The 17,296-nt window shown below is 36.3% G+C and carries 9 protein-coding genes; 7 read left to right on the forward strand and 2 right to left on the reverse strand.

All coding sequences use genetic code 11. From position 1 onward, the window contains the following. Nucleotides 1–78: 78 nt before the first annotated feature. Both ACIPKN_RS11390 and ACIPKN_RS11395 read left to right on the forward strand, forming a co-directional pair. Nucleotides 79–2,010, forward strand: a complete 1,932-nt coding sequence (locus ACIPKN_RS11390) for an N-acetylmuramoyl-L-alanine amidase (RefSeq protein WP_400936070.1) — start codon at nucleotides 79–81, stop codon at nucleotides 2,008–2,010. Nucleotides 2,011–2,212: 202 nt separating this feature from the next. Next, nucleotides 2,213–4,108 (forward strand): N-acetylmuramoyl-L-alanine amidase, encoded by a 1,896-nt coding sequence (locus ACIPKN_RS11395; protein WP_400936072.1) that lies wholly within the window; start codon nucleotides 2,213–2,215, stop codon nucleotides 4,106–4,108. Nucleotides 4,109–4,323: 215 nt separating this feature from the next. On the opposite strand, the gene ACIPKN_RS11400 is transcribed toward ACIPKN_RS11395, so the two are convergent. After that, complete coding sequence (locus ACIPKN_RS11400) at nucleotides 4,324–6,249, reverse strand: S-layer homology domain-containing protein (protein ID WP_400936073.1); 1,926 nt, start codon at nucleotides 6,247–6,249, stop codon at nucleotides 4,324–4,326. A 703-nt stretch (nucleotides 6,250–6,952) separates the two neighbouring features. Between ACIPKN_RS11400 and ACIPKN_RS11405 the strand changes: the two genes are divergently transcribed. Continuing rightward, nucleotides 6,953–8,236, forward strand: coding sequence for an oligosaccharide repeat unit polymerase (locus tag ACIPKN_RS11405; RefSeq protein WP_142509150.1), 1,284 nt, complete (start codon nucleotides 6,953–6,955; stop codon nucleotides 8,234–8,236). 209 nt (nucleotides 8,237–8,445) lie between these two features. Here ACIPKN_RS11405 and ACIPKN_RS11410 read toward each other — a convergent pair whose 3' ends face one another. Beyond that, complete coding sequence (locus ACIPKN_RS11410; RefSeq protein WP_400936074.1) at nucleotides 8,446–10,476, reverse strand: S-layer homology domain-containing protein; 2,031 nt, start codon at nucleotides 10,474–10,476, stop codon at nucleotides 8,446–8,448. A 237-nt stretch (nucleotides 10,477–10,713) separates the two neighbouring features. On the opposite strand from ACIPKN_RS11410, the gene ACIPKN_RS11415 reads away from it, so the two are divergent. The 4 genes from ACIPKN_RS11415 to murJ all read left to right on the forward strand — a co-directional run bounded on the left by ACIPKN_RS11415 (nucleotide 10,714) and on the right by murJ (nucleotide 17,090). Continuing rightward, nucleotides 10,714–12,975, forward strand: a complete 2,262-nt coding sequence (locus ACIPKN_RS11415; protein ID WP_400936076.1) for an S-layer homology domain-containing protein — start codon at nucleotides 10,714–10,716, stop codon at nucleotides 12,973–12,975. 346 nt (nucleotides 12,976–13,321) lie between these two features. Continuing rightward, nucleotides 13,322–14,467 (forward strand): polysaccharide pyruvyl transferase family protein, encoded by a 1,146-nt coding sequence (locus ACIPKN_RS11420; RefSeq protein WP_142509147.1) that lies wholly within the window; start codon nucleotides 13,322–13,324, stop codon nucleotides 14,465–14,467. Beyond that, nucleotides 14,464–15,564: a glycosyltransferase gene (locus tag ACIPKN_RS11425; RefSeq protein ID WP_400936079.1), complete on the forward strand. Its 1,101-nt coding sequence runs from the start codon at nucleotides 14,464–14,466 to the stop codon at nucleotides 15,562–15,564. The genes ACIPKN_RS11420 and ACIPKN_RS11425 overlap by 4 nt, the downstream gene beginning before the upstream one ends. Next, nucleotides 15,561–17,090 (forward strand): murein biosynthesis integral membrane protein MurJ, encoded by a 1,530-nt coding sequence (murJ, locus tag ACIPKN_RS11430; RefSeq protein WP_400936081.1) that lies wholly within the window; start codon nucleotides 15,561–15,563, stop codon nucleotides 17,088–17,090. The genes ACIPKN_RS11425 and murJ overlap by 4 nt, the downstream gene beginning before the upstream one ends. Nucleotides 17,091–17,296 lie beyond the last annotated feature (206 nt).

Genomic DNA, 17,296 nt, shown 5'->3' on the forward strand with positions numbered 1-17,296 from the left:
ACTTTCATCTATATGATAGTTTTACCTGTGGGATTTTGTTAATATTAATGGTAGAACAAGAAGGGAGGAAATAAGACATTGTATCTCAAGAAAATTAGTCTTATATTATGCGTCCTTTTCGTTTCTGCTTCAATGTTTACAATAAATAGTGCACAAGCAAGTGGCGGTTTTGTAGATGTTACGAACAAGGATGACGCATATGAAGAAATCAATTATTTAGTAAATTTAGGTGTTATTAAAGGGTATACAGAAAAGGGCAAAACGTATTATAAACCTAACAACACCGTAACGCGTGGACAAGTTGCCAAGATGGTTGTTGTTGCTTCAGGTAACAAGCCTCTAGTTGTCACTAAATCAAACTTCTCAGATGTAGCAGTCGGCACAGAGCTTTCAGGCTATGTGGAACGTGCTGTACAGCTAGGCTTCTTTAAAACAAATATCAAGGGACAATTCTTACCAAACAAACCTTTAACTCGTGATGAAATGAGTTATGTATTAACAAAAGCGTTTAAGCTCGATACAAGCGAATATGAAAAAACCGATTCTCCTTTTGTAGACGTAGGCATTAATCATCCGTACGTTTCATATGTGAATACGATTTACTATAATGGTATTACCAAGGGAAGTAATCAAAAGTATAATCCAAATGAACAAGTGACACGTAAACAGTTTGCGTTATTTGTAGCGCGTGCGAAAGAAGAAAAATACCGTTTAGATATCCCTGTTAAAGGTGTAGCTACACCTGATTCATCACAGGTTATTGGCTTAGTTTCTTCAACAACTGACGGATTAAATATTCGTAAATCAAAAGATTCTTCATCTACTGCTAATATTGTAGGAACTGTCAATAAAGGTGGAAAACTATCAGTATATGCAGTTGAGGGAGATTGGTTAAAAGTTTCCTATAAAGATACCTTTGCTTATATTTATAAAACGTATGCACAGTTTTTAGATGCAGATGGTAACGCATTAGGAAATGTCCAAAAGCAAGTTGCGACAACACAAAATATAAATCTTTACGTAAAACCAACCTCTTCATCAAAGGTTATTTCAACTGTGAATAGTAAAGTGAATTTACCTGTTTATAAGACGATAAGTGGTTACCATCTAACTGTAGTGAATGGTGTACCAGGCTATATCGTGGCTAATAGTACAACGGACGTTGAAGTAGAAAAACCTTCTACCCCAGATCCAACTCCGACTCCAAAACCAGAGCCAAAACCAGATCCAACTCCACCAACAGTTTCTGGGGATCTATTAGGTCGAGTGACAGTTGATAATTTAAATATCCGTCAAGAAGCTAACTCTACTTCTGCGGTAGTAAGTAAGCTGAAAAAAGGCGAATATGTTCAAGTGAACAGTATTAACGGTTATTGGGCACAAGTGACTTATCAAGGTCAAAAAGGGTATGTCCATAAATCTTATATAAAGCTACTAAATCAAAGTGGTAATCCGTTGAAAGGTCGAATTATCATTCTTGATCCAGGTCACGGCGGCAAGGATCCTGGAACTGTTGTAGGGTCTAATTCCGAAAAAGCTATTACATTAAAGGTCAGCACACTTGTGAAGCAAAAGCTAGAGGCTGCAGGTGCGAAGGTATCTATCACTCGTACAGGGGATACGTATCCGTCATTACAAGACCGCGTTGACTTTACAAATGCTAATTACGGTGAAATCTTCGTAAGTATCCATGTAAACTCAGCAGCAAATACTGCTGCACTAGGTACCGAAACATATTATGCAGTGTCAACAGGTGATATGTTTAATGAAGATATTGATTTAGCGACTTTTGTAAATAATCAAATTGTTAATAACTTAAATATGAAAAATCGTGGTGTTAAAAAAGAACAATATTATGTTATTCGCAACACGATTATTCCAGCTATCTTAGTTGAGCTAGGCTTTCTAACAAATAGCGAAGACCGCGCTAAAATGACGGATGATCAATATGTTGAGTTATTCGCTGAATCTATCTACAAAGGAATTTTAGAATATTACTCAAAACAATAATAATGAAGAGCTACATCATTCAATAGTAGGCGATGTAGCTCTTTTTGTTTGATTTAACACTTTGCGCTTTAAATAGTATGATTATTGTTGAATTGAATTCTATTATTTTAAATTTTGGTATAATAATTACATATGTGTAATAGTTTTACCTAGGAAATTTTGTTAATATTAGTGGTAGAACAAGAAGGGAGGAAATAAGACATTGTATCTCAAGAAAATTAGTCTTATATTATGCGTCCTTTTCGTTTCTGCTTCAATATTTACAATACATAGTGCACAAGCAAAAGGCGGTTTTGTAGATGTTACGAACAAGGATGACGCATATGAAGAAATCAATTATTTAGTAAATTTAGGTGTTATTAAAGGGTATACAGAAAAGGGCAAAACGTATTATAAACCTAACAACACCGTAACGCGTGGACAAGTTGCCAAAATGGTTGTTGTTGCTTCAGGTAACAAGCCTCTAGTTGTCACTAAATCAAACTTCTCAGATGTAGCAGTCGGCACAGAGCTTTCAAGCTATGTGGAACGTGCTGTACAGCTAGGCTTCTTTAAAACAAATATCAAGGGACAATTCTTACCAAACAAACCTTTAACTCGTGATGAAATGAGTTATGTATTAACAAACGCGTTTAAGCTCGATATAAGTGAACATGAAAATATCGATTCTCCTTTTGTAGACGTAGGCATTAATCATCCGTATGTTTCATATGTGAATACGATTTACTATAATGGTATTACCAAGGGAAGTAATCGAAATTATAATCCAAATGAACAAGTGACACGTAAACAGTTTGCGTTATTTGTAGCGCGTGCGGAAGAAGAAAAATATCGCTTAGATATCCCTACTAAAGTTGTAGCTGTACCTGATTCATCACAGGTCATTGGCTTAGTTTCTACAACAACTGACGGATTAAATATTCGTAAATCCAAGGATTCTTCATCTACTACTAATATAGTAGGTACAGTAAACAAAGGTGGTAAACTATCAGTCTATGCAGTTGAAGGAGATTGGTTAAAAGTTTCCTATAAAGATACCTTTGCTTATATTTATAAAACGTATGCGCAGTTTTTAGATGCAGATGGTAACGCATTAGGGAATGTCCAAAAGCAAGTAGCGACAACACAAAATATTAATCTTTACGCAAAACCAACCTCTTCATCAAAGGTTATTTCACCTGTGAATAGTAAAGTGAATTTACCTGTTTATAAGACGGTAAGTGGTTACCATCTAACTGTAGTGAACGGTGTACCAGGTTATATCTTGGCTAATAGTACAGCGGACGTTGAAGTGGAAAAGCCTTCTACTCCAGATCCAACTCCACCAACAATTTCTGGGGATCTATTAGGTAGAGTGACAGTTGACAATTTAAATATTCGTAAAGAAGCTAACTCTACTTCTGCGGTAGTAAGTAAGCTAAAAAAAGGCGAATATGTTCAAGTGAACAGTATTAACGGTTATTGGGCACAAGTGACTTATCAAGGTCAAAAAGGGTATGTCCATAAATCTTATTTAAAGCTATTAAATCAAAGTGGTAATCCGTTAAAAGATCGAATTATCATTATTGACCCAGGTCATGGTGGTAGCGACGTAGGAACCCTTTACGATAAAATTTACGAAAAAGATATAACATTAAAGGTTGGTACCCTAGTAAAGGATAAACTAGAGGCGGCAGGTGCAAAAGTATTGATGCCTCGTACTGGAGATACGTTCTCTCCACCACAAAAACATGTTGATTTTTCACATGCTAACTACGGCGAAATCTTCGTTAGTATCCATGTTAACTCTGCAGCAAGTACTTCTGCACAAGGTACTGAGACATATTACGCTAAAACACCAGGTGATATGTATCAAGAAGATATTGAACTTGCGACATTTGTAAACAACCAAATTGTTAATAACTTAAATATGAAAAATCGTAAGGTCAAAGAATATAAGTACATTGTAGTTGCAAATACGAATATTCCAGCTATCTTAGTCGAGCTAGGCTTCCTATCAAATAGTGAAGACCGTGCTAAGTTGACGGATGATAAATGTCTTGAGTTATTTGCTGAATCTATCTACAAAGGAATTTTAGAATATTACTCAAAACAATAAACAAAGAGCTACAGCGATCAAAAGTAAACGCTGTAGCTCTTTTCGTTTAAGGGGGGTTGGTATTTTAGCGGCGCAAAGCACGAGTTTTGCGGCGAAATGAATACTTTTAGCGGTGCAAAACCCGGGTTTAGCGACGAAGCGAGCACTTTTAGCAGCGGAAAACATGAGTTTAGCGGCGCAACGAACTTCAACCGGCGATACCTATCCCTTAGTCGCTATTTTGAATTTGCATGAAGTGTTCTATTTACGAACTGAGCAAAGTTTTGACGTGTTACTGTACTATTTGGTTTAAATGTATTGTCGGCATAGCCTGTAGTGATGCCAAGTGAATATAAGGCTTGGACATCTTTATAATAAGCATGAGATGTCGGCACATCTAAGAAAGTATTATTTGTGTAACCTTGCAGCTTGAAGCCGTTGACAAGTGCTCGTGCCATGGCAGCGCGGGTCATTGGCTGGTGGGCATTGATTTTGCCATTTTCTACTGCAATAATACCGTAGCGTAAGCCTGTTGCTAAAACAGCATAGCCATAATCACCTGCTTTGATGTCACTTGCATTTAAGGTAGCTGAGCTTGATGCTGGAACCCCTAATGCTCGCAAAATCATTTCTGTTGCTTGTAGGCGAGTTAATGTCCCCTGTGGATTAAATTTCCCATTAGTTCCTTTCACAATGCCTAATGCATATAAGTTTTTAATATCATAATAGGCACCATTCGACGAAGATACATCTGGGAAAAATGGAGCGGAAGCAATTGTCGCTTTGTTGGAACCTTTTGCGCGCGTGAGCGTTTTAATTTCTGCAATCGTTGCAAATTTTTCATCAGCATTTTTGCGATCATCGCGCCCCTCTATAAAGGATGTACGTATCGTATATGTTCCGGCAGCTAAATTACCAGGCATAGTAATTTGATATTTTTCCACATGGGTACTAATATCTTTTTGATCGGCATTGACTGTTGTGGGATCAGCAGCAAGTCCTGGAATGTAACGTTCATGTCCAATACCAACAACTTTATCGTTTGCGTCTAAAATTTCTACTTTCAATGTACCGCGTGCAGGCACATTACCATTGTTTTTAACCGTTACAGTGGAGTAGAAAACAAATTTACCAGACGGTGCTACATAACTTTGCACCCCGTCAGAGTAAAGCGAAAGGTTATAACGGCGGGGCACATAGCCATTATGTTTTTCGGCTACCCAATTTAAAGCATGCTTCATAAATACTTGTGCATCCTTGTCACCATTAGTTGTTATATAAGCAGCACCATTTTCGTTATCCTGCCAATCCGCTTTATCATTAATATTTATATAATCATAGATTTTGAATCCAATTTGAACAACTCTGCCTTTTTCATATTCAATCGCATGGGCTGCGCCAAATTCATTTTTTTTCATTGTTTTAGGTTTGTCTGTGTAATTGTAATCTGAGAAATATAAAATAGGTGTTGCAGATCCACCTTGCCAAGGCTTCATGACTTCTACCCAATCACGATCTGTTTTTGTTAGATTAAGCTTGCTTTTGCCAAGCTCTTTTGTTGTATTTTGAATAATTGGATGAACAGTATTTCTATTGCTTATTGTAGAATTTCCTAACACAATATCGTCAATAAAACGGGAATTAAAGACTTCAGTTAAATTATCCCACTCCATTACCCAAGAATCGACATCGTAGATCAATGGAGAGAGATCCATTTGACCGAGTTTAGGGAATTTTGTAGATTCATTACGGGCTGTTTGGAAGGCAAAAATTGCACCACCACCATTTCGAACGTACATTTTGACATTTTCGCGTTGCTGATGATTCATCATGACTGTATAGGCAAAAACGATTGCATCATATTGACTTAAACTTTCTAAATTATTTAAGTCTTTCTCATAAATTTTCTCTACTTGGAAGCCTTGTTGCTGATAGAGAAGAAAAGCTTTTAGTTCCTTATTATATGTGGAGCTATAGTCAACCTTTTCAGAAATACGTTTGCCATTAAATGTTCCACCAGGGTGTGTAGTATTGGCATATTTTTCACTACTTTCAGAGAAAACGACACCGATTTTCTGTGCAGCTTTAGCTTGTGTTGGTGCTAAAAAAACTACGAGCATAAAAGAGCATGCTAAGAGTAGTGAAATGAATAATTTCTTCATTAAATCCACATCCTTATTTTTGTATTTTTCTTCAATTACGCGATTGCGTGCTAATTTTGAATTGTGCTTAAGCCATGAAATTTGCATTACTTAGTTATCATACAACTAAATAATGGATAAAACATTAAAAGTTGGTTATTATCGTATGGCGATTTGAGGCTAAAATTGTGTTGTCAGAGCGAAGAGGGACAACAGTTGAGGAAATTTATGCAGTTAATTTTGGGTATAAACTCGTAATTTCGTTCATCACCAAAAGTTGTGGATGACTTTTGTTAAAACGTCTACTATGTAAATAGTTGATTAGAGTGGAGACTGGGCGACTCTTCGGGGATCAGCGTCACAGATGAGACCCTGCAGCGCAGCGGATGTTTTCTGTGCGAAAGCGCAGTGTTAACGTAGCGGCAGCAAATGTTTTGACAGTGCGAAAGCGTAGCGACAGCAACACCAAAAGCGGCTCATCGGACGCCCCCAGGAAAGCGCCCAGTTGGAACGGAAATCAACCACACGTTTTGGTGATGATCACGTAATTTAGGGAAAAAAGAAAAATATTGCATAATTTTATATAAAATCAATTCATTCCTTTCTATAAGTCTACCTGTATTTATGATATAATAACTCTTGTTTTGCTTAGTAAATAAAAGAATAAACAATTTTGATTCGCGATAGAGGAGGGCAATCACATCTTCTGAGATGTATGACATTTATGAATAAACTGAAACAAACTTTTGCAAAGGTCAACAAAATTGATACGTTTTCGCCGTATTTCTTTTTACCTTTTATATTAATGCTCTATTTCTTTACAAGTCTATTTGATTTTCATCGATTTGAATTATTTAATTTACGAGTATCAATTTGGCCAGCAGTATTTTTAGCAGTAATATGCTATTACATTGGTGTGTATATTATTGATAAGTTACAATGGACAATCCCATCATTTGGTTTATCCTTCTTAGGGAAATATGTTGTTCATTTTATCGTATTTTTAACTTTACTTGGTTTAGTTGCATATGTATTAATGATGATTAAAGGTGGTGGATTAGGAATTTCTGATGAATCTAATCGACGTAACCTTGATCCAAAATTAAACTTCTTTGCTCAATTATTATGGTATGGCATTTTACTATTATTATCATATAAAATGATTTTAGAAAAAAATATAACATGGAAAAAAACATTAATCTACGGCTCCATTTATGCTGCAGTAATGTTCTTATTCCTATTAATGGGTTACCGTACACCATTAATTATTATGTTATTTACTGGTATTATCATTTTCCATTACGTTGTAAAACGAGTGAAATTAACATGGTTCCTTACAGCTCTGTTTGTGATCGGGGTAGCCTTCTCAATGTTTGGCTTCCTTCGTGTTGTATCAGAGGATACAACGAAAGAATTTAATAGCCGTGAACAACCAGATGTAGAATTGACTGAAACAGAAAAGGAAAAGCTGTTATCAGTAGAGCAGCAAGTTAACTTAACACCAAAATGGATTCGTTCAATAAATGGTGAGAGTGTAACAGGCCATATTGTATTAAGTAAAATTATCGAATATACGCAGGAGGAAGGTTACCTAAATGGGGAAATCCATGGTGGTATCTTCAGTACAATTTTACCAGGTGAACAAGTTTCACCACGTATGAGAGTAACAGAAGTTGTAAACTCTCTAGCTGAATCTGAAGGTAAATATATTACACGTCCTAACAGAACAACAACACCAACATTTATTGGTCAATTATTCTTAGACGGCGGTTATCTGCTTGTAGCGATAGGCTTCTTCTTATATGGTGTATTAATCTCATTAATTTATAATAAAGTGAAGCAAGGCGGTATTCGTAGCTTCCATTCGGTAGCTTATGCATTTGTCATTACCGTATTTACAGTGTCTATGCATACAGGCTTACTTGATTTAATCTTTATTTTAATGCTAGGCTTTGTCATAATTGCGTCAGCGATTATTAAAACAGATAAGAAAAAGCTTTCATATTAACAATAATAGAGATGTCTCAAATATTATTTGAGGCATCTCTTTTTCATTAGGGTGTTCCTAAGGCAGGTGGATGTAGATAAAATTCAGAAGTTGGATGACATTTGTTTTGCCGAAAAACCATGTTATATTTAATGCGACACCTTAACATTGCCATAATAACTTTTCAACAACATAAAAAGTCGCCCTACGTTATAGGACGACTTCTTTTTTTATTTTACTGTATTGATCACTTGTACATAGTCTTTGCTTACGAAAGCTGTTCCTGTATACAATTTATCAGAAAGGACCTCATACCAGCCGTTTGTCGCAGAGCTTGTGATGATCACAGGCATACTACTTCGTGCATATGTGAATAGTGGGTTAAAGCTAGTAGCCGCGCCTGTACGAACGTTTAAGCCGGTTGTTGTTGTTATACCGATTGTGTATGGATTTTTGGCATCCTTAAAGCCTAATGCTTTTTCAGCACGGTAATAGTGTCCTGCAATTTTTGCACCCCAGTATGGATCAGAAGCGTATTTCACGTTAAAGCCAAGAGCTTTTGAACCTACTACTGCACCATTCGCAAAGTTTCTACCAGGTGACCCCCCTGGAGTAATGTAGTTTGGCTGTAGGAATTTTTCAACAAGCTCATTGATATTGTCAGCTATACTATCAAACTTTTTGTTTAGTGGGTTCGTATCAGTCACGTACAAACCAAATAAGTTGTTTAAGTCTTGTGCCTGATTACTCATACCATAAGCACTCTCATGCTGAGCAAGTGATAAAATAAGCATTGCGTTAATTTGAGATTTTGCTTCCACATCTTTCAATGTTTTCCCTAAACCTATTAACTTACTTTTCTTTGTAGCATCTTTATAACTGCTAACTCCTGTACTCTCAACCTCTGCTAGCTTATTCATTATATAAGCATCTAGTTCTTGTGCCGTATATTGTGTTTGGGCACGGGCAGGTAAAAATTGATAATAGTTATAGGCATCACCTTTAGAGGAGCCGTTGCCGTTTGAGAAATAAATACCGTTCCAGCTATAGTATTTTTCGTTTTGCTTCATAAAGGATGGCGCTTTTCCGAAAACATAGCTAGAAGAATATTTATTTGTGTTGTAATCGTAAAGTGTGTGCTTAATTTCACCATTCACATTTTCATAGTAAGAACGACCTTTGCTCATTGAAAATGGGATTAATGTAACATCAGCGTGTTTTAAGTAGCCGACTTGACCAGCTAATCGAACTTTTACTTGTGTTGCATCACTGCTTAGGTATTCCATTTCTGTATTACCCGCAACAGCAAGCGAGTCATTAATTGTTTCAGATTTTAGTGCTACGTAATTATTTGTAACAACATAGCCTGAAGACATTTTCACAATTTTATCACTTTGGACAACAACCTGAGTGTTTTTTGTCACAGCTTTTTCAGCAGCTTCGAAGGTAGAGAAACCTTGATTACCAACTAATGTGCCGTTTGAAATTTCCTTAATAGCATATTTAGAAGATCCGGTATTTGTATCGCCACCGTTTGAATTACCACCGTTAGTATTGCCGCCGTTAGTATTACCGCCGCTAGTGTTGCCACCGTTAGTATTACCACTGTTTGAATTGCCACCGTTAGTATTACCACTGTTTGAATTGCCATCGTTTGGATCACCAGCAAGTTGCATTAGACGGACAATAAACGAAGATGCTTGTCCAATTGTTGCATTTTTTTCAGGCATAAAGTAACCATTAGCGCCTTTAATGATTTCTAGTTGTGCACCTATAGCTACTGCTTGACGGTAGTCTTTTATTATAGCTGCATTATCCTTAAAGGTAATAGTAGAAGTACCTTTAGGAATGTTTAAATAATCGATAGCTCTCTCAAGCATAACCGCCATATGCTGTCTTGAAACAGCGGCATTAGGCTTAAATGAACCATCTCCGTAACCTGTAATAATGCCAGCTGAAGCAGCAAGCTTAATATCCTTTGCATGTACATATGTATCTGGGACATCTTTAAAGACTATGTCGCTTGTCGCTTCAAGATTCATGGCTTTAGTTAAATAAGAAGCAAACTCTCCGCGTGTCACATTGGCATCTGGACGATAACTTCCTTTTGCATCTTTTACTAATGCATTTTTAGAAATTAAATAACGAAGACCCTTTTCATGTGAATGCCCTGTCAGTTCGTCAGCAAATGCCAGTTGGGGTTGCCAAAGAAGCATGCCGATTACTGTCATAAGCAAAGCAATGATTGATAGTTTTTTCATATTTTACCCTCCTAGACTTCTACATCATTTTACCAAAGTTATAGAGTAACGATAAGGGTCAAATGTTAGAAAAATCATAAAATGAGACTATATAAATAGTTTTCATGACAATTCATATAAAACTGGAAAATAGCATAAATGTTCCATGGATATTTTGTCATATTTTTGATAGTGTTGTAGAAGTAAAACATGTGAAGGGAGAGTTGAAGGCTCCATTTTACTCAGGAGCGCAAAAAAATGAAAAAAATAGCGAAAAATTTACTAGTTCTAGTTGTATTATTGTCAATGGTTGTTAGTCCGTTAAATGCCTATGCTGCCCAAACGGTCAAAAAGGAATATAAATTATCACATGGTGTGCAGTATAAACAATATACATACAGCAGTACCAAAACAAATTCTATTAATCATCTTGCTATTAATGTAGACGAAACGACGGAAGTACAATTAGGTATGCCCGCGAATGTCAATGGCAGAGAATCGACAGTAGCAAATGCTAATCGTAATTCACGCGAGGGGAATCGTGTAGTTGGTGCTATTAATGCAAGTTTCTTCGATATGTCAGCAGGTTTCCCATTATTTTTACTAAGTAAAGATAATGTTATTTTAAACGGTGGTGCTGTTTCAAACGGCTCCGATGAATATATGAATGTCCCTACAGCTTTTGGTGTATCTCCAGATGGCAGTGGTGTCATTGACTATTTTGATTTTAATGTAACCCTTTCTCACAAAGGTAAAGACTATAAAATGACAGGGATGAATCGTGCACGTAATATATATGAAGGGATTGTTTACACACCACAATTTTATAGTAAAACAACAAATACAAATGAATATGGTTTTGAAATCGTAGTAGATACAGGAGCTCCGATTACTGAAAATAAATTTGGTCAAACATTGACAGGTAAAGTTACACAAATTACACCTTATGGATCAAAAGAAAAAATATCCATCCCTTCAACTGGCTTTGTCGTATCATTACAAGGTGGGGATTGGCACAGTAAGCTAAACCAAATTGCAGTTGGAGATGAGTTGAGTGTTAACTTCGCTATTGATAAGCAATGGCAGGATGCAAAATTTATCATGGCAAGTGGTCCGTATTTAGTAAAAGATAATAAACCTTACATTATGATGAGCACATCTAGTAAGCGTGCAACAGAGGTTACAGCACGTACTATTGTGGCGACAAGTAATAATGGAAAAACAGTACACTTTATTACGGTTGATGGAAAACAGAAACATAGCGCAGGGATGAATATGGTTCAACTTGCGAACTATTTAGTGTCGCTTGGTGTTGATCGAGCAATTAACTTAGATGGTGGCGGTTCAACAACGATGGGTATTCGGAATTACGGTAATAATAATGTCGTATTAGCGAACCTACCTTTAAATGCAGGCAATGCGCAACGTCTTGTGTCCGCAACATTACAAGCTGTAAGTACGGCACCAACTGGCAAAGGCACACAAATTAAATATACGAATAGTACAAACCATGCAACTCTTTTAGCAGGTGCTTCGTCTAGTATAGCAGTACAATATATTTTAGATGAAAACTATAATGCGCTACCATTAGACGGTCATGTATCGCTAACATCTGAGAATAATACTTTAAAAGTTAACGGCTTGAACTATACTTCAACGACAGCTGGCGATGATCGTATTTTCATCAACCACGATGGCACACCAATGCAATCATTCCAAGTGAAAGTAGTAGATGCTCCAGCAACAATGGACATTGCACCAAAGTCAAAAACAGTAGGAGCAGGCGAAACTGTTAAATTTACTATGGATGCAAAGGATGACGGTGGCAAACCGCTAGTTTACAATGCATCACAAGTGAAATGGTCTGTAGAAGGTAATATCGGTACGATTACTAGTGATGGTAAATTTACGGCTAAAAATCCAGGTGCTACTGGTAAAGTAGTAGCGATTTTAGGAACAAAACGTGTAGAGTCTACTGTAACTGTAGCACAAGCTGCGTTGTTTAAAGATATTCCAAGTAACTATGTGTACTATAAAGAAATTGAGTATTTAACAAAAAATAATATTATTACAGGTCATCCAGATGGCACATTTAGACCAAATGACAAACTTACACGTGCACATGCAGCAGTTATTATTAGTCGCGCACTTGATTTAAAAACATCAAACGTCAAAAATCCAGGCTTTAAGGATATTCCTGCGAATCACATATATTATAAACAAATCGCAGCTGTAGTTGAGTCTGGCATTATGAGCGGTAAGGGCAATAATGTCTTTGATCCTGATGCTACTTTAACTCGTGCACAAATGGCGAAGGTTGTAGCATTAGCTTATAATCTAAAAGGAACAAGCAGCACTAACTTTAAAGATGTATCGAAGGATCATTGGGCATACACATATGTTCAACAGTTAGCTGCAAACAAAATTACAACTGGTTATGGTGATAACACCTTTAAGCCAGATGAAGCGATTAGTCGTGCTCATTTCGGATTATTCCTTTATAGAGCAATTAATCAATAATAGTCGTCCTTAAAGAATGGCTTAGCATTTAAAAAATAGCAAACTAGTCGTGTTACCTAGTTTGCTATTTTTCTCTTTTAAATAAAAAGGTTATTGATTGGGACCTTGCAATTAAATATTTAATTGATATTTATTGAAACCGTATAAGTTGATTAACGGCTCAACGGACGTTCCAAGGAAGCGCCTAGCCGCGACGGAAATCAACCTTACGTTATGTTGATGAGCAAACATATTACAAGATTAGTAGCAACTTTTGAAGCTCATCTTATATTTACTATTTTTAAAAGAACGTAAATGTGCAATTGTGGTATAATCTCAGTATTAAAAAGTAAAAGGATGTTTTTTAATGAAAATAGGCATTGTGGGGAATTACGGCAATGATAATAATGGTGATGAATCAATATTATACGGCATTCTTCAACAAGTAAAACAAACATTTTCGGTAACTAATGATGACATTACCGTTTTTAGTAATAACACACAACAAACATCCGAACGTTATGGGGTACATAGCTATCCATTGTATTACAGGAAGAGTAATTTATTTAAAACGTTTATCCATACCTATAAAAATAATAAACAATATGTATCAACATTTGACCTCCTCATCATTGGTGGTGGTGGTATTTTAATGGATTTTTATAAACGTGAGGCTCACCTGTATGGAGCGTATGCAATGATGGCAAAGCAAAGTAATGTTCCCTACATTATTTACGGATGTGGCGCTGGACCACTTGATACGATTTCTGGGAAAATTAGTATTCGCGCAATGTGTCGTTATGCAGCAAATATCTCTGTACGTGATCCCCAGTCTAAAAAGCTTTTGCAAAGTATTGGGGTGAAAAAGCCAATAGATATTATTGGTGATCCTGCATTTACATTAAAAGGTGATCGTCAACATTACGCCGAAAAACCAATTAAAATAGGTGTATCAGCGGTTCCGTACTATAATGCAAACTATTGGCCAGAAGGAAATGTTGAAAAATATGATGCGTATGTTACAGGTATGGCGAAAAATTTAGATCATGTAATTTCTGAGCATAATGTCGAAATTACATTCTTTGCCACAAAATACCCGCAGGACGTCACTGTGACGAAGGATATTCAGAAAAAAATGCAACAACGTGCACACACAAAAATTATTGATGAAAATTTGGTGCCGGAGCGATTACTTGATGTAACTGAGGAACAGGATATTATTATCGGTACACGTCTGCACTCGCTTATTTTAGCAACAAATTCAGAAACTCCGATTATTGCGATATCCTATCATACAAAAGTACAAGATTTTATGTCCTTTGTAGGCGTATCAGATCGTTGCTTACAAATGCAGGATATAGAGGATGATGTGAAGGCTCTAGCCACATTAGTTGGCAAACTAAGTAGTAATTGGGACCAGTCGATTGCGGAGACGAAACAAATTGCTACCCATATTCATAAAGAGGCCATGCGTGGTCAGGAATTAATGAAAAAGGCAGTGACACGTCTATGAAAAAAATACTCGTCATTAGTAATATGTATCCAACATCTGATCATTTATCATTCGGTATTTTTGTGAAAAACCAAGTCACTGCTCTTGAAAAAGCAGGACTAGACGTAGATATATCTGTAAATACTAATCCGGCAACCGGTAAGAAGAACACCATTATGAAATATACAAAATGGGGTTTATCGACATTGATGAAAGGCTTAAAAAACAGAAAGTCTATTGATGTCACACATGCACATTATGTGTTTCCATCTGGTATGCTGTCGCTCCTATTAAAGAAAATGTTTGGTATACCATTTATTGTTACTGCTCATGGTGGTGATATTGAGCGCATGGCGAAGAAGAACGCAAGAATTCGCAATTGGACAGAGAGTATTTTACGTGAAAGTGAACATATTATCGCAGTAGGTCCTGTCTTAGCTCAACAAATTGAACAAGATTTTGGGATTGAAAAAGGTAAAATCTCTGTCGTTAGCATGGGTGTGAATCGTGAGGTTTTCACAAAAGGAAATCAAGTGGCAGTGTGCAAAGAACTGCAATTAGCTACTGAGCCATTCAGATTTTTATTTGTAGGAAATGTTATAAAACAAAAAGGCGTTGAAGAGTTGTTACAGGCTTTCCAAATGTTAAAAACAAAAGTATCTCGGCCTTTAGAGTTAAATATTGTAGGTTCTAGAAGAGACCAGGCATTTTTCCAATCATTGCAACCATTAATCAGTGAAGACGTCAAATTTATAGATCCACTAAAACAACAAGAACTAGTAAAGTGGTTCCAAGCAAGTGATGTCTTTGTATTACCATCCCATTTAGAAGGTTTTGGATTAGTGGCATTAGAGGCATTAGCGACAGATACACCTGTTATTGCTTCTAATGTAGGCGGACTTGTATCTTTGCTTGGAGAGGGCGCAGGGCATTTAGTGGAGCCCGAAAATGCGATGGTTTTATCTGAGGAGATGCTGCGTGCCGTGAACACGCCAAAAGAACAATATATGAATCGTGAAGCGGTCAACGAAGTATTAAACATTCACGATGAAAAAAATATAACAGCTCGTTGTATAGAGATTTATAAGTCGGCCATTGAAGGTGGGGATGGCCTATGAATAAATTTATAAAAATAGTTGGGGCAGTTGCGATTATTAATGTCGTGGCCCGTGTATTCGGATTTTTACGTGAAATGATTATCGGATACTACTATGGAAGTACCCATATTGCTGATAGTATTTTCACAGCTTACACAATTCCAAACTTTTTATATCTAGTCGTAGGTGGTGCATTTACTACTGCTGTTATCTCAATTTATAATCGGGAAACAACGGATCGTGCGCTATTTGTTAAACAGTCCTTCACAATTGTCTTGTTAACGGTTTCAATAATGACAATTCTAATGTTAGCGTTTACTAACCCTATTATGGAGATGTTTAACCAAAGTAAAAATAAAAAGACGTTTAGTCAAAGTGAGTTAGATTTAGCTAAAAATCTATATTATTGGATGATGCCTTCGTCAATTTTACTCGTATTGTCCTCATGGTATAGTGGATTGCTAAACGCAAATCATAAATTCCATTTGTCTAGCTTTGCGATTTTAATTTATAATGCAATCTTTTTAGTGATTGCTGTAGGTTTAGCCTATTTTATCGGTCCAATTGGATATGGTATTAGTGCATTAGTCAGTGCAGCAATAATGGTATATTTCCTGATTATTGGATATCGAAAGTTGGATTCATTTAAGGTTGGTTTTTCATTTGAACGAAATATTGCATCAAAGCAATTGTGGATAATGACTTTACCGATTATGCTCGGTGGGGCAACCATTCAAATTTATGCATTATTACAGCGTGTTTTTGCAGGAATGTTATCTGAAGGGGCAGTAGCTGCTGTAAACTATGCATCAAGGCTTATGCAATTCCCGCAAGCAATTTTAATTACAGCAGTAACGACAGTTATCTTTCCAATTTTGAGTCAAAAAGAAGCAGAGAATGACCTTGCTTCCATTAAAAGCTTATACTCAAAAGGGCTACATTATCTATTGTTGTTACTTTATCCTGTAACAGTCTACTCATATTTTTATGCAGAGAATCTTGTGCAGGTTGTTTATGAACGTGGTAATTTTGATGCAATTTCAACTGCAATTACTACACCAGTACTGGCAATCTTCTGTTTATCGATGTATTTTTTAGCTGCAAACGGGTATATAACGCGCTTTTATTATGCAAAGGGTGACTCAATGGCACCTGTTATCTTCAGCTTAATAAATGTATTTGTTATTAACATTGCCGTTATTATGTTACTTGTTGATAAGTGTGGAGCAGAAGCAATTGCATGGGGTACATTAGTGAGTTCAGTAACAAACTTTATTATGCTAATTATTTATGCAGCCTATAAATATGACTTGAAAATGGGGATCTTTAGCAAAGAGCTGCAATTTTTCAGATCAGTTCCGCCAATGATTATTATCACGATTGTTTTGTATTTTTCAAGCAAGTTTTTAGTATTTGACAACATATGGCTAACTTTTATTGTAGGACTTGTTATTTTTAGTGCAGTAGTTGTTGGCTCGTACTTATTATTTGGCGTGAAAGAAGTAAAAGAATTTAGTGATAAACTAAAACGGAAATATTTAAAATAATAGGGGAAATTGGGTATCTTAGAAAGCACTGGATACCCACTTTTTTTATTTTTCAGGTGTGTTGATATGCTTATTGTTGTTCGATAAGGAATTTTACTAAGGTGCTCCCATTAGGCCCCAGTGGAAAAGCGAGTAGCCTTTAGTGGATAGCAGTGTCCTCTATTTAAATCGAGTGGAAAAAAGGTCATTAACACACCTGTTTTTGT

This window comes from Lysinibacillus sp. NPDC086135, from assembly GCF_044746345.1.
Lineage (GTDB): Bacteria > Bacillota > Bacilli > Bacillales_A > Planococcaceae > Lysinibacillus.

Coding starts and splice junctions, on each gene's coding strand:
- ACIPKN_RS11415 (WP_400936076.1), top strand. CDS start 10,714: ATGAAAAAAATAGCGAAAAATTTACTAGTTCTAGTTGTATTATTGTCA.
- ACIPKN_RS11425 (WP_400936079.1), top strand. CDS start 14,464: ATGAAAAAAATACTCGTCATTAGTAATATGTATCCAACATCTGATCAT.
- ACIPKN_RS11420 (WP_142509147.1), top strand. CDS start 13,322: ATGAAAATAGGCATTGTGGGGAATTACGGCAATGATAATAATGGTGAT.
- ACIPKN_RS11410 (WP_400936074.1), bottom strand. CDS start 10,476: ATGAAAAAACTATCAATCATTGCTTTGCTTATGACAGTAATCGGCATG.
- murJ (WP_400936081.1), top strand. CDS start 15,561: ATGAATAAATTTATAAAAATAGTTGGGGCAGTTGCGATTATTAATGTC.
- ACIPKN_RS11405 (WP_142509150.1), top strand. CDS start 6,953: ATGAATAAACTGAAACAAACTTTTGCAAAGGTCAACAAAATTGATACG.
- ACIPKN_RS11400 (WP_400936073.1), bottom strand. CDS start 6,249: ATGAAGAAATTATTCATTTCACTACTCTTAGCATGCTCTTTTATGCTC.